Origin of the sequence: Kribbella sp. NPDC050820, assembly GCF_040653975.1 — a bacterium.
Lineage (GTDB): Bacteria > Actinomycetota > Actinomycetes > Propionibacteriales > Kribbellaceae > Kribbella.
On record NZ_JBFAHB010000038.1, the window covers coordinates 78,062 to 89,896 of the forward strand.

Sequence of the window (11,835 nt, forward strand, 5' to 3'; positions counted from 1 at the left end):
GAGACTCCGCGGGTGAAGATCATCACGCTCGACGTGCCTGACTGGCCTGGGCACCGCGCGGGGCAGCACGTGGATGTGCGGCTGACAGCGCCCGACGGGTATCAGACACAGCGAAGCTACTCGATCGCGTCGGCGCCGGAGGACGACCACCTGTCGCTCACCATCGAGCGACTCGACGATGGTGAGGTCTCGCCGTATCTGGTCGACGAGTTGCGAACAGGGGACGAGCTCGAGTTCCGTGGTCCGATCGGCGGGCATTTCGGCTGGGACGACGACCTTGGCGGTCCGTTGTTCCTGGTGACCGGCGGCTCCGGCCTGGTTCCCCTGCGGGCGATGCTTCGGCATCACCGTGCCATCAACAGCCGAGTACCGGTTCGGGTGCTGTGCTCGGCGCGCTCGCTCGACCTGCTGATCTATCGTGAGGAACTCATGGAGATGACGGCCGACGACCTCATCGATGTCTCGATCACCCTTGACTCGTGAGGCTCCGACCGGCTGGCGTGGCTACCGCGGCCGCATCGACCCGGCGCTCTTGTCCACGGCCGGGTGGGCAGCCAAGGAACAGCCGCTCACCTACATCTGCGGACCGACAGCGCTTGTCGAGACGGCGGCGGCCGGCTTGCTGGCTCAAGGGTACGACGCTGGACGCGTCCGGACCGAACGCTTCGGCGGGACGTGGGTGTGACAACGATGGGACCTCTCGATGGCAACGCCATGGCGGGCGTCATGCACGATCTCTTTGCGCGAGACATGACGACCATGGGCCGGCCGCTCAACTTTCACCCCACCTCGGAAGGCACCTGATGACCATCCAGACTCCGCCCGACCCGACCGCCGCCGACCTGGCGAAGCACCTGCCGCACGCGATCACGAGATTCCTGCGCGAAGCCGATCCCCAGCACAAGGCGAATGCTCACGATCTGCTGTCGGCCTTCGCGACCGACGCGACCGTGGTCGACAACGGCAACACCTACACCGGTCACGACGAAATCCACCGCTGGCGGGAGACCGAGTCCAGCCAGTACACCTACACGGTCGAGGTCAGCCACGTCGAGAAGTTCGACGACACCCACTACGTCGTCACCAACCACCTGGAGGGCGACTTCCCTGGCGGCGTCGTCGACATCATCTACCGCTTCACGCTCGCCAACGACCTCATCACACACCTCCAGATCGCGCCCTGACTCCCGAACTTCTCAGGACCGCGCGCAGGCAGGCTGCCACACCGTAAGATCCGCGTCTGTCCAAGCACTAACGGTTATCCAGAACGGAGCCGATGGGCAACCCCGCTTTCTGATCGACAGGTAGAGGTGAACTTTCATGAGCGGGTGGAAGGAGGGGCTCGAGCGATTCCTGGCCACCGACCCCCGTGACGTCGGGTGTGGTGAGACGATGGCAGTTCTGCATCTCTACGCCGAGCTACTGGCGGCCGGAGTCGATGCTGCCGAGCGCTATCCCGGATTGGCATCGCACCTTGCGGCCTGTGAACCCTGCGCGGAGGATGCGGACGGACTGCTGGCCGCTGTGGCCGGCACAGAGGAGTATGGACAATGACCAGCGGAATTCACGACACCGGACAGGTCACCCGGAAGCCGGGCACAGAGACAGCCGTCCTCGCCGGCGGGTGTTTCTGGGGCCTGGAGGACCTCATTCGCCGACAGCCCGGCGTGCTCGGAACCCGCGTCGGATACACCGGCGGGCGGAACGACCATGCGACGTACCGCAATCATCCCGGGCACGCCGAAGCGGTCGAGATCGTCTTCGACCCGGTGCAGACGACCTACCGTGACATCCTGGCGTTCTTCTTCCAGGTCCACGACCCGTCGACCCTGAACCGCCAGGGCAACGACGTTCCGCGGCGTACCACCTCTGCCTGAGCCTGATGCCGGCAAGGCACTGTGGTTCGTGAGTCGAGGATGAGAGGTCTTGGGTGCGATGAATGACATGCTGCAGGGAATCCGAGCGGATGACGACGCGGCGGTTGCGCCGGCCGACATCCCGAAGGCGGTCACGGCCGGTCGGCTGGTGTACGGCGATGGTGCTAGTCAGGTCTTCACGATCGACGGCCGGACCACCTACTCCGAACGAAGCGGTGACAGTGCAGGGGAGTGGTACGTCGACGACCACGGTCGGTTCTGTTCGTATTGGCCGCCGTCCTATCGAGCCTGCTACGCGCTTCGCTGGATGGTCGAGGACGCGCGGATCGTCGGACTCCGATTCGTCGGCCTCGGTGATGGTGTCACGTTCGAGGGCCGCTACGAGTAGTTCCTCGGCGGGCGGTCTTGACACCGTCCCGAGGAGCGACTGAGACGGCGTCCGCGACAAGCGTCTGGAGAGCGGGAATCACCTCCGTCTCGAACCACGGGTTCTTTGCCTGCCACCTGAAGTTCAGAGGTGAAGGATGGACGGGCGTGGTGGGAGGTCGCCGTGTGTGCCCTTGCCCGGATAGTAGAAGTCCATCGGGAGCAGAGCGATCGTGTCCGGGGCGTAGAACTGTTCCTCGGTGACGCCCAGCCACTGCCGCAGTTTGATGCCGCTGGCATCGTTCCACGGGATCTGGCTGTCCTGAGCATGCCTGCCCTCCCTGATCTCGTCGCGTAGTGCTTCGAGTTCGTCCATGCGGGCCTCAATTCGTCTAAGAAACAGGACGATATAGACCATTTGTCGAGTGATCTTCAACCTCTGTCGTCGGACCATTGTCCCGTGCTAGCGGTCGAGGCATGCCTAGGCGCCACGTTCACAACTCATCCTACTTCGGAGAGATTTGGTCTCGCGTGATCTCGGGGAGACGATGCGCTCGGATCTGCCGCGGTGCGGTCCCGGTGCTGAGTGGACGGAGTAACAAATGGACGGTATCGTCCATGTTGTTGTTTCACCGGCCGGCGCAGATGTGCCGGATCTGGGGCCACTACGTTGCGTTGATCGCCGGAGAGTCAGTGAAGAGCGAAGGGTCCGAGTCGTTGTCGCAGGTACGGGTCGTCTCTCCAGATGTGGCCCGGGAGAACCGTGCCTGGGTTCGCGACCTGAGCGGTCGTGGCGATCGGCGTGAGCTTGCGAGCCGGCGCCTGTACGAGGTTCTCCTGCGCGCCGCGAGGGCGGAGGTCGCGCGGCGCGCGGCCAGGCTGCGACTTGTCGGCCCGGAGGTGGACGACATTGCGCACCAGGCCGCCGCGGACGCTCTCCTGGCGATCTGTGGCAAGGTCGAGACGTTCCGCGGTGATTGCAAGTTCACCACCTGGGCGTACAAGTTCGTGATCTTCGACGTGGCCGCCAAGGTCAACCGGCACTTCTGGCAGCGCGCCGGCGTCGCGTTCGACGACGAGGACTGGGACCGCCTTCCCGCACGGCTGGGGATCGAGCCTGAGGCGCACGCCGAAAGCCGGGACCTGGTGGACGCCGTGCATCGCGCCGTCGATGAGAAGCTGACGGCGAAGCAACGGATGGTCTTCGTCGCGCTCGTGCTGAACGGAATGCCCACCGATGTGCTCGCGGATCAGCTCGGAGCGACACATAATGCGGTCTACAAGATGATGTTCGACGCCCGCCGTAAACTGCGGAATGCATTGGTCGAGGCCGGCTACCTGCCGGAGCAGCAGATCGCCTGAGCGACGGCACGGCGGCCCTGCGTCGCTTCCTGCGGGCCGATCCGGTTGGCAGGGGTGACGTCAGGTAGAGGCCTACTCGGGCGGCTCAGCCGGCGGACGGCGAAGTACGACAGATCGGTGGTCGGCGAGGAGGTTCAGATGGCAGTCGTCAACCGCGGGTTCGGAGGCAGAGGCGGACCTGATGACAGACTCCCTCCGGGCCAGCACCTCACCGACGACTTCCCGGTGTTGTCAGCGAGCGTGACTCCACTGATCCCCAAGGACAGGTGGGAGTTGACGATCACGTCGGAGACCGGTGTGCAGCGTCGCCTGACGTGGCCCGACCTGCTCGCTCTTCCCTCCGAGTCGGTCGTGGTCGACATCCACTGTGTCACCAGGTGGTCCAAACTCGGCACCCACTGGGAAGGGGTCCCCGTCGATGCCGTCCTCGGAGACGTGACCGATGAGGCGACCCACGTCATGGTCAGCTCCTACGGCGGTTACACGACCAATCTGCCGTTGGCCGAGCTCCGGGGTGGGAAGGCCTGGATTGCCTACCGGTACGAGGGAGAGGACCTCGGAGCGTTGCACGGCGGTCCTGCCCGTCTGCTCGTCCCGCAGCTGTACTTCTGGAAGTCGGCCAAGTGGCTGAACGGAATGCAATTGCTGTTGCAGGACGAGCCAGGCTTCTGGGAGGGAGCCGGGTACCACAATCATGGTGACCCCTGGCGCGAGCAACGCTACGAGTTCGACTGACCGGTACAGCGAGCTGGACCGGGCGCGCATCGGTCTACTCGATCGACACCCGCGTGGTGTCGAACGCGACGTACCCGGTGAAGTCGTGTCCGACAGTCTCGATGGCCGACCGCTTCGGATGCGGGTAGCACCATGCAGCGTCGATGTGCTCGTGGTGCGGAGTTTCCACACTGTAGTAGCGGGCTTGGCCCTTCCAAGGGCAGACATAGGGAGTCGGGCTGTCCTTCAAGGTGCCGATCGTCAGCGACTCCGGAGGGAAGTATTGATTCCCTTCGATCGAGATGGTGTGTTGGGTGTCTGCGTCGGCGAGTAGCACGCCGTCGATCGTCGCTCGCACTGTCGGCCCTTCGGTAGAGGTCTTCACCGACTCTGTGTCCTGTCCGAGCATCGGCCTTACGGGCTACTTGACGGTGTCGTCGTAGAAACCGTTGATGCCGTCCACGATCTCCTGCAGGCAGTCCTCTACTGCGAAGTGTCCAGAGTCGAGGCGAACCAGCTTCGCATCGGGCAGGTCGCGCAGATACGCCTCTCCGCCGGCAGGGGTGAAGAGGATGTCTCCCTGGCCCCAGAAGATCAGCGTCTTGGGCTGGTCACGGCGAAGCCGACTCTGCCAGGTCGGGTACTGCGCGGCGTTCGTCCGGTAGTCGTAGAACAGATCCAGCTGCACCCGGTGTGCGTTCGGCCGGGCCAGGAAGTGCAGATCCAAGTTCCAGTTGTCCGGGCTGATCTTCGTCGGATCGGGGTGACCGGCCAGGTAGATCGCCTTCACCGCTTCCGGCTCGAGGAGTGCCACGAGAGGTGCTTCGGTCACCGCGTTGCGGTTGACCCAGAGGACGTGCCGAATCCCGTCCCAGACCTCGGTGAACCCCTCCTCGTAGGTGTTCGCGTTCTGGATGATCTGCCACTGCAGCCAGTCCGGATGAAGCGAGATCAGCCGGTTCCCGATCGGGCCTCCGTAGTCCTGCATGTACAGCCCCATCGGTCCGGTGAAGTCGATGGCCAGCAATGCCTCGTCGACAATCTCTGCGAGGTGGTCGAAGGTGTAGTCCCACTCCGCAGGATCCGGCATCTCGGTGTTCCCGAAGCCGGGGTAGTCGATCGCGACCAGGTGGAAGCTGTCGGCCAGGGCCGGCATCAGGTTCCGGAACTGGTGAGACGAGGAGGGAAAACCGCCCAGCAGCAGGAGTTTCGGCGCTCCAGGCTTACCCGCTTCGCGGTAGAAGACCTCCAATCCGCCGGCAGACACGGTCTGAAAAATCGTCATGGGCACTCCACATTCATTCCACAGGGATGTGATCGAGCGCGCGCTCGTCGGGGCGTTCGGGATCGCTTGTACGGTCCAGCGTCCGCGCTCGTACGAGTTGGCCTCCACGACAGATCGGTTTCTTACCTGGCAATTCACCGCGTCACCCACGCCACGGTAGCTGCCTGCCGGATCGAGTGCTCAGTTGCGCCCGGCCATCACGCCCCCGTCGACGTTGAGAATCGCGCCGGTGATCCAGCTGGCCTCCGGGGAGAGGAGAAAGACGATCGACGAGGCGATGTCCTGGGCTGTTCCGACCCGTCCCAACGGGTGGAAGCCGTCGAACTCCTTCACGGTCTCCTCGAGTTTGTCGGCGGGGATGAAGCCCTCGTACAACGGCGTGGCCACCACTGCGGGAGCCACAGCGTTGACGCGAATTCCGTCGGCCGCCAGTTCCATGGCCAGGTTGTGGGTCAGGGCATGCAGGCCGGCTTTCGCCATCGAGTAGCCGGTCGCCGGTGTCGCCGCCACCGCCTGATGGGCCCACATGCTGCCGATGTTGACGATCGCGCCGCCGGCGCCTGCGGCTTTCATGCCCCGTACGACGGTCTGGGTCAGGAAGAACGTAGCCCGGTTCAGCTCCAGGTACGCGTCGTAGTTCTCCTGGCTGTAGTCGAGGAATTCCCTGGGAATGAAGAACCCCGCCGCGTTGACCAGCAGTGTCGCGTCGGCATGCTCGGCCGCGAGTTGCTCTTGCACGTCTTCGACCTGCTTGCGATCTGCCAGGTCCGCAGTGATCCCCCAGGCTTCTCCCTTCTTGCCGAGCTCGGCGACCGTCTCGTCGACCTTCACTTGCTGACGTCCGACGATGACGGCCTTGCCGCCTTGCCCGACAACGTCCGCCGCGGTCTGCCGCCCCATGCCGCTGCTGCCACCGACCACGATGAGCTTGCGGCCCTCGAAGTACCCACTCATATGCTTCCCCTCGATCCCTGCCAGGCCGGAGCGGCCCGGATTCCCCTCTGTGTGTGCCGATCGGGGGCCGGCCTTACTGGTTCCCGGAATCCCGGGGAGTTGCTCAGTCGAGGTCGTCGAGCTCCAGCGGCTCGTCGTCCACGACGTGGATCGCGGCTTCTTCGGCGCTCGCAGCGCCTCCGTCGATCCCGACGTCGGTCGCGACAAGCTCTTCCTCGAAGTCGAAGTGCGACCCCTCGTCCGGAGCGACGAGACGACCGGCACGGTCCCGGCCGATCTCCGGGCCGTCGACGTGCTCCGACGGTGTGGCGTACGGGTCGATGTCCGGCTCCTCCTGCGCAAGCCGCTGCTCGAAGGTCTCACCCCGCAACGCCTCCGCTGCGGTCGTCCCGAAGCCCTCACCGGCCGACCACTTCTCCGGCGGCGAGTAGCCTTCGTCGAGAAGGTCGGAGACCCCTCGTCCGTCGAGGGTGTCGGAGAACTGGAGCTGGTCCTCGTCGTCCACGCTGTAACTGCCGTAATACTCTCGACTGACCTCGCTCATACGTCCTCCTGACCTCGGGCCGGCGGTCTGCCGGCTCCTCGCGAGCATTGGTGTCAGCCCCGGCACGCCTGCTTACCCGTGGCGTGACATCACGCCGAGCCTGCCCGGAGCACGGGACATACCGGTCCAGACAGCATTGATCACGGAGGTGTGTCGATCACGTCGAGCATCTCCACGAAGGCGTCAGCATTCGTTGCGGCGCCCCGATAAGCTCTTGGCGTGCCCGAGACAGTGAACGAGCTCGATCGCCGCCTGACCGCCCGCGGCGCGGCCACGCGAGCCCGGATCGTCGCCTCTGCCGACGAGCTGATGTCCCTCAAGGGCGCCGCAGCGACCACGCTCGACGAAGTGACAGCGGCGAGTGGGACGAGCAAGTCACAGTTCTACCGGCATTTCGCCGACAAGGCCGCCCTGGTCCAGGCGGTCATCGCGCTGCGGGGAAGCCGTGTGCTCGAGCGTGAGGAACAGTACCTCCGCAGAGTCGACTCGTTCAGCGGCCTCGACCGCTGGTGCCGGGCCATACTCCAGCGAGTCACCGCACGCCGCGGAGCGCTGGGCTGCGAACTGGGCTCACTGTCAACCGAACTCTCCGATCAGGACGAGGCAGCACGGATCGATCTCGAAGCACATCTGGTGTCCTGGATCTCCCTCCTGACCGCAGCGCTCGAGCGGATGAAGTCCAACGGCACATTGTCCGAGGATGCCGCTCCTTCGACGCTGGCAACGGGCATCATGGCCGCACTCCAGGGCGGGTACGTTCTTGCCCAGGCGGCGCGCGATCCCGGACCGATGCGGATCGCACTCGAACTGGCGATGGATTCGGTCCGAGCGCACGCGACGTCGCCCGACAACTAGACGGCGATCGGCCGATCTGTACGTACGGAGTCTCCGCGTCGTACGAAAGGCGGGCACTGGACGCGTAGCGCCGGTGATCACCGGCGCAAAGGTAAGACGCAGGTGTCGCAGAGACTCCAACAACTATGTTGGCACCCGTGAATCCGGCAAGACCCTTCGTCGGCAGAGTTGCCTTGGTGACCGGCGCAGGCGGTGCGATCGGGCGGGCAATCGCCGAGCAGCTCGGCGCCGCCGGTGCCGCCGTCGCGGTCGTCGCCGTGTCGAAGGCCCGTGCGGACGCCGCCGTGGAGGCCATCCTTGCAGCCGGAGGCGAGGCGGCCGGGTTCACCGTCGATCTCTACGACCCCGCCTCGATTCCCGGCCTCGTCCACGGTATCGAGCAGGTACTCGGCGAGGTCGACATCCTGGTCAACAGCGCCTCCACCGTGACACCGCTGGGCCCCGTCAGCGCACTTGACCCGGCGGCCGTACTTCGTGCCCTCACCATCAACGTCGCCAGCGTGGTTGCGCTCGCCGGCGCGGTGATCCCAGCCATGGGTCGGCACGGCTGGGGGCGGATCGCCAACGTCTGCGGTGCGGTCGGCAACCTGGTCTCCTGGCCCGGTGGAAACATCTACGGGACCTGCGTCGCTGCGCTGGAAGCACATACCGTGAACCTCGCCGCAGAGCTCACCGGCACCGGGATCACTGTCAACGTCCTCCGTGCACAGAAGCCGGGTACGTCGTTGCGGACCTGGCTCGCCGCGATAGATCCCGAAGCGATCGGCGATCCCTTGATCCGGCGATTCGTTCTCAGCCAGAAGGACCTCGCTGTCGTCGATTACGACAGGCTGGCCGCAATCCTGGTGAATCACCTGACCACGACCCAGACGGGCCGTGTCTGGAATGCCGTTCACGACCCGATCGACTGATGCCCTGGCTGGGGCATGCTGAGGAGATCGCGGTACTCAGGGTTCTTCTCGACGAATCGGCGTACGACCGCGCAGTAGTTCGACACCGTCACGGCCTTCGTGCGAATGTCGTCGAGAGCGCGGCCGACCAGCACCCACGACAGTCCTCGTCCGCGATAGGTCTGGTCGATGACGGTGTGCGTGATGGACAGGTGCGAGCCGATCACGTGGTAGACGAGGAGCCCCGCTTGTTGGCCGTCTGCGAGGACCTCGTAGTACTCGTCGTCTGGGTGATGGACCACACTGACCACAGGGCGAGCCGGCTTGCTGGTTGTCTCCATTCCCTGAGCGCTGGTCGGAGACTGCGGGGGAGCGGGGGCCGGGTCGACGACTGCACCGTCGATGGTCAGTAGGTCGGCCAACGGAGCCAGCCAGCCTGCACCGAACGCCTCGGCAGGAAGGCTGGCCTGCCAGGTGAGGCTTGATCCGGCGTCATTGCGGAAGTGAAGGACGAGCTGCCAGGCGCCCTCGGTGTCGCGGAGTTCCGTTGCTGTGCGCAGTTGCACTCGCACGCTGCTCGGAAGCGAGTTGAGCACCACCGGCTGCGTCCGCAACGGCAGGATCGTGCGTCCGACTTCCGACCGTACGCCGCCCAGATCGTCGGTCCGTGCGGTGTTCCAGCTCGCGACCATCACGTCCATGTCGGCGCCGCCGAACAGGCCCGCGGTCACGCTGAAGTCGACGAGCCGGCCACCGGCGATCGCTTGCTCCGCTGGGCCGGTCACGGTCAGCTCGCCACCGGCGAGGTAGAAGCCCGTTCCATCGGGCCGAAGAAACTGATCAGTCATTGCCACTTCCTCTGTGCTGCTCTCCGAACTCAGGGTGCTCGCGTTCCCAGAGTGGACTATATAGTCCATGAATGTATCAACATAAGGTGGTCCTCCATGTCTGCCCGTCTGCGCACCGACGATGCAACACCCCGACCGAACGTCGCTACCTGGAAGGAGTTTGGTCCGTGGCTGCACGCTGCTGATCGTCGGATCACCGGGCGGGTTGTGCGAGGCTTGCGTCTCCGGAGCGGGACTGATCAGGCCTCTTTGCGTCGCCAGACGGTTGGCGTGGGTGGAATTTCTCGATCGACGGGATGGTGAAGATGACGGTGATCACCGAAAGTGAACGGCTCGTGATTCGGGAGTGGACCGAGTCCGACGCAGCTGCCGCCTTGGCGATCTACGGGTCCAGTGAAGTGGCGCGCTGGCTGTCGCCTGCGATGGAACAGGTACCGAACGAGCTGACCATGCGCCTGCTGCTGCGCTCATGGATCGAGGCCGGCAAGAGTCTCGTACTGCCCGCTGGGCGGTGGGCGATCGTCAGCAGGGCCGACGGCGAAGTCGTCGGCGGCCTGATCCTCAGCTTGCTTCCGCCGTACGAGGAAGACTTCGAGATCGGCTGGCAACTGAAACCGGCGGCATGGGGCCGCGGGCTGGCGACCGAGGCGAGCCACGCCCTGCTGCGATGGGCGTTCGCAACCGGCACGATCGACGAGTTGTACGCGGTCGCTCGACCGCAGAACCTTCGTGCGTGCGCTACAGCACGGCGTCTCGGCATGGAGTGGGTCGGCGAGACCGACAAGTACTACGGCCTGGCCATGCAGATCTACCGAATTCGCGCAGCCGAACTCGATCCTGCCCCCTTCGCGCCAGAGCCCCGGCAACACTGACCAAACGCTGCAGGCGCTGCCCCCACCGAGCGATCGCGGGCCTACCGGTAAGACGGCGGGACGGAACGACACTGATCACTTGCACGATGACGCTGGTCGCAGTGAACAGCCCAACGATCGTTGAACCGCACACAGGAGGAATAGCAATGAGCGATACCGAGCAGGCGGCCGAAGATCTGGCGATCCTCGAACGGCTCAACCTGGATTACGTCGAGGCCGACCAGGCCAGCGACGCCACGCGGTTCAGCGAGTTGCTTGCCGAAGATTTCGTCGTACAGACCCCGGGGGTCACCCGCAACCGTGAGGAGTTCCTCGAGTACATCGCCAAGCCGCGGCCCTTCAAGGATCTCGCTGTGCACGATGTCAAGGTCCGCATCCTCAGCGATGTCGCCTTGATCCACGGTCGCAGCACCTACACCATGCTCGCCGACGGCGCCGAGCACGAAGCTCTGTACACGGATGCCTACCAGAAGCGTGCTGGCACCTGGGTCTGCGTCTCTGCCTGTGCGATCGCTCCTGGCACCTGACCTTCTGACAACCGAGACACTGGCGCCGACACGTCCGGGAAAGCGTCCGCCGCCCGTCACGACCGCTGATCCTCAGCGGTAGTCGGTTCGCCAGCACACGCCGCCCCGCGCGTCCCCGAGCCGACGGGGCGGTGTCCGGACAGCAGATGACGCGGTCCGCCTCGGACAGCGCTCAACTCGTGTGGCGACCACGCCACCGAGCACTGAGGCTGCGAGCGTTCGACATCTTCGGGGGGCACAACGGTCCCGCGCGGGGGCGAGTGCGGGCACTGCTGGCGATCGGGTTCGGTCGACAGAGGATACGGAAGGATGGCCTCTTGTGGCGCGAGTTGTGATCATCGGAGGCGGTCCCGGCGGGTACGAAGCGGCCAGTGCGGCCGCCCAACTGGGGGCGGAGGTGACCGTGGTCGATTCCGACGGAATCGGCGGGTCTGGCGTGCTTACCGACGCTGTCCCGAGTAAGACGCTGATCGCGACGGCGGAGGTGATGACCGAGGTCGCGGAGGCGGGCGAGCTCGGCGTCAGGGTCAAGGGCGACGGCGTCAGCGGCATCGCGGATCCTGCGAATTCTGTGCGTGTCGACCTCTCCGTCGTCAACCAGCGGGTCAAGCGGCTGGCCGCCGCGCAGTCCGACGGCATCACCCGGCGGCTCGACCGGGACAAGGTGAGGATCATTCAGGCTCGCGGCCGGCTGGACGGGCCGGAGACCGTGATCGCCGGCGACGAGCGGCTGGACGCCGA

Annotated in this window: 18 protein-coding genes and 1 pseudogene; 13 read left to right on the top strand and 6 right to left on the bottom strand. The window is 65.2% G+C overall.

What is annotated here, in order from left to right:
• Positions 1-12: 12 nt before the first annotated feature.
• From AB0H36_RS28300 to AB0H36_RS28325, 6 genes and pseudogenes are all read left to right on the top strand, one after another.
• Positions 13-483 (top strand): FAD-binding oxidoreductase, encoded by a 471-nt coding sequence (locus AB0H36_RS28300; RefSeq protein WP_360529838.1) that lies wholly within the window; start codon positions 13-15, stop codon positions 481-483.
• Positions 473-685, top strand: a complete 213-nt coding sequence (locus tag AB0H36_RS28305) for a hypothetical protein (protein ID WP_360529841.1) — start codon at positions 473-475, stop codon at positions 683-685. Before AB0H36_RS28300 ends, AB0H36_RS28305 begins: the two co-directional genes overlap by 11 nt.
• Before the next feature lie 118 nt (positions 686-803).
• Positions 804-1,184 (top strand): nuclear transport factor 2 family protein, encoded by a 381-nt coding sequence (locus AB0H36_RS28310; RefSeq protein WP_360529844.1) that lies wholly within the window; start codon positions 804-806, stop codon positions 1,182-1,184.
• Between the two features lie 136 nt (positions 1,185-1,320).
• Complete coding sequence (locus tag AB0H36_RS28315) at positions 1,321-1,554, top strand: hypothetical protein (RefSeq protein WP_360529847.1); 234 nt, start codon at positions 1,321-1,323, stop codon at positions 1,552-1,554.
• Positions 1,551-1,850 (top strand): annotated as a pseudogene (locus tag AB0H36_RS28320) (peptide-methionine (S)-S-oxide reductase); the annotation flags it as partial. The gene AB0H36_RS28315 and the pseudogene AB0H36_RS28320, both read left to right, overlap by 4 nt.
• Before the next feature lie 85 nt (positions 1,851-1,935).
• Positions 1,936-2,265 carry a hypothetical protein gene (locus tag AB0H36_RS28325; protein ID WP_360529850.1) on the top strand — a complete coding sequence of 110 codons (330 nt, stop codon included), beginning with the start codon at positions 1,936-1,938 and terminating at the stop codon, positions 2,263-2,265.
• Between the two features lie 123 nt (positions 2,266-2,388).
• Here the strand turns inward: AB0H36_RS28325 and AB0H36_RS28330 are convergent, their stop codons facing one another.
• Positions 2,389-2,619: a hypothetical protein gene (locus AB0H36_RS28330; RefSeq protein WP_360529852.1), complete on the bottom strand. Its 231-nt coding sequence runs from the start codon at positions 2,617-2,619 to the stop codon at positions 2,389-2,391.
• Positions 2,620-2,861: 242 nt separating this feature from the next.
• Between AB0H36_RS28330 and AB0H36_RS28335 the strand changes: the two genes are divergently transcribed.
• Both AB0H36_RS28335 and AB0H36_RS28340 read left to right on the top strand, forming a co-directional pair.
• A complete protein-coding gene (locus tag AB0H36_RS28335; RefSeq protein WP_360529855.1) occupies positions 2,862-3,605 on the top strand; it encodes a sigma-70 family RNA polymerase sigma factor in 744 nt (247 codons plus the stop codon).
• Positions 3,606-3,743: 138 nt separating this feature from the next.
• On the top strand, positions 3,744-4,340 hold the full coding sequence (locus AB0H36_RS28340) for a molybdopterin-dependent oxidoreductase (protein ID WP_360529858.1): 597 nt from the start codon (positions 3,744-3,746) through the stop codon (positions 4,338-4,340).
• Between the two features lie 34 nt (positions 4,341-4,374).
• On the opposite strand, the gene AB0H36_RS28345 is transcribed toward AB0H36_RS28340, so the two are convergent.
• The 4 genes from AB0H36_RS28345 to AB0H36_RS28360 form a co-directional block, all read right to left on the bottom strand.
• Positions 4,375-4,704, bottom strand: a complete 330-nt coding sequence (locus AB0H36_RS28345) for a DUF427 domain-containing protein (protein WP_360529861.1) — start codon at positions 4,702-4,704, stop codon at positions 4,375-4,377.
• A 36-nt stretch (positions 4,705-4,740) separates the two neighbouring features.
• On the bottom strand, positions 4,741-5,604 hold the full coding sequence (locus AB0H36_RS28350) for an alpha/beta fold hydrolase (RefSeq protein WP_360529864.1): 864 nt from the start codon (positions 5,602-5,604) through the stop codon (positions 4,741-4,743).
• Positions 5,605-5,784: 180 nt separating this feature from the next.
• Complete coding sequence (locus AB0H36_RS28355) at positions 5,785-6,558, bottom strand: SDR family oxidoreductase (RefSeq protein ID WP_360529867.1); 774 nt, start codon at positions 6,556-6,558, stop codon at positions 5,785-5,787.
• Between the two features lie 103 nt (positions 6,559-6,661).
• Entirely contained in the window at positions 6,662-7,102 is a 441-nt protein-coding gene (locus AB0H36_RS28360; RefSeq protein ID WP_360529870.1) for a DUF5709 domain-containing protein, read from the bottom strand.
• Between the two features lie 219 nt (positions 7,103-7,321).
• Here AB0H36_RS28360 and AB0H36_RS28365 point away from each other — a divergent pair, with 219 nt between their 5' ends.
• A complete protein-coding gene (locus AB0H36_RS28365; protein WP_360529873.1) occupies positions 7,322-7,957 on the top strand; it encodes a TetR/AcrR family transcriptional regulator in 636 nt (211 codons plus the stop codon).
• 137 nt (positions 7,958-8,094) lie between these two features.
• Positions 8,095-8,868 (top strand): SDR family NAD(P)-dependent oxidoreductase, encoded by a 774-nt coding sequence (locus AB0H36_RS28370; protein WP_360529876.1) that lies wholly within the window; start codon positions 8,095-8,097, stop codon positions 8,866-8,868.
• On the opposite strand, the gene AB0H36_RS28375 is transcribed toward AB0H36_RS28370, so the two are convergent.
• The gene (locus AB0H36_RS28375) at positions 8,850-9,695 is read right to left on the bottom strand and encodes a GNAT family N-acetyltransferase (RefSeq protein WP_360529879.1); all 846 of its coding nucleotides are present in this window, start codon (positions 9,693-9,695) and stop codon (positions 8,850-8,852) included. The two genes, AB0H36_RS28370 and AB0H36_RS28375, sit on opposite strands and share 19 nt — an antisense overlap.
• 296 nt (positions 9,696-9,991) lie before the next feature.
• Here AB0H36_RS28375 and AB0H36_RS28380 point away from each other — a divergent pair, with 296 nt between their 5' ends.
• The 3 genes from AB0H36_RS28380 to AB0H36_RS28390 form a co-directional block, all read left to right on the top strand.
• Positions 9,992-10,567 carry a GNAT family N-acetyltransferase gene (locus tag AB0H36_RS28380; RefSeq protein ID WP_360529882.1) on the top strand — a complete coding sequence of 192 codons (576 nt, stop codon included), beginning with the start codon at positions 9,992-9,994 and terminating at the stop codon, positions 10,565-10,567.
• Positions 10,568-10,653: 86 nt separating this feature from the next.
• Positions 10,654-11,094 carry a nuclear transport factor 2 family protein gene (locus AB0H36_RS28385; RefSeq protein WP_360529885.1) on the top strand — a complete coding sequence of 147 codons (441 nt, stop codon included), beginning with the start codon at positions 10,654-10,656 and terminating at the stop codon, positions 11,092-11,094.
• A 319-nt stretch (positions 11,095-11,413) separates the two neighbouring features.
• Positions 11,414-11,835: FAD-dependent oxidoreductase (locus AB0H36_RS28390; protein ID WP_360529888.1), on the top strand; the 422-nt coding region annotated here is incomplete at its 3' end.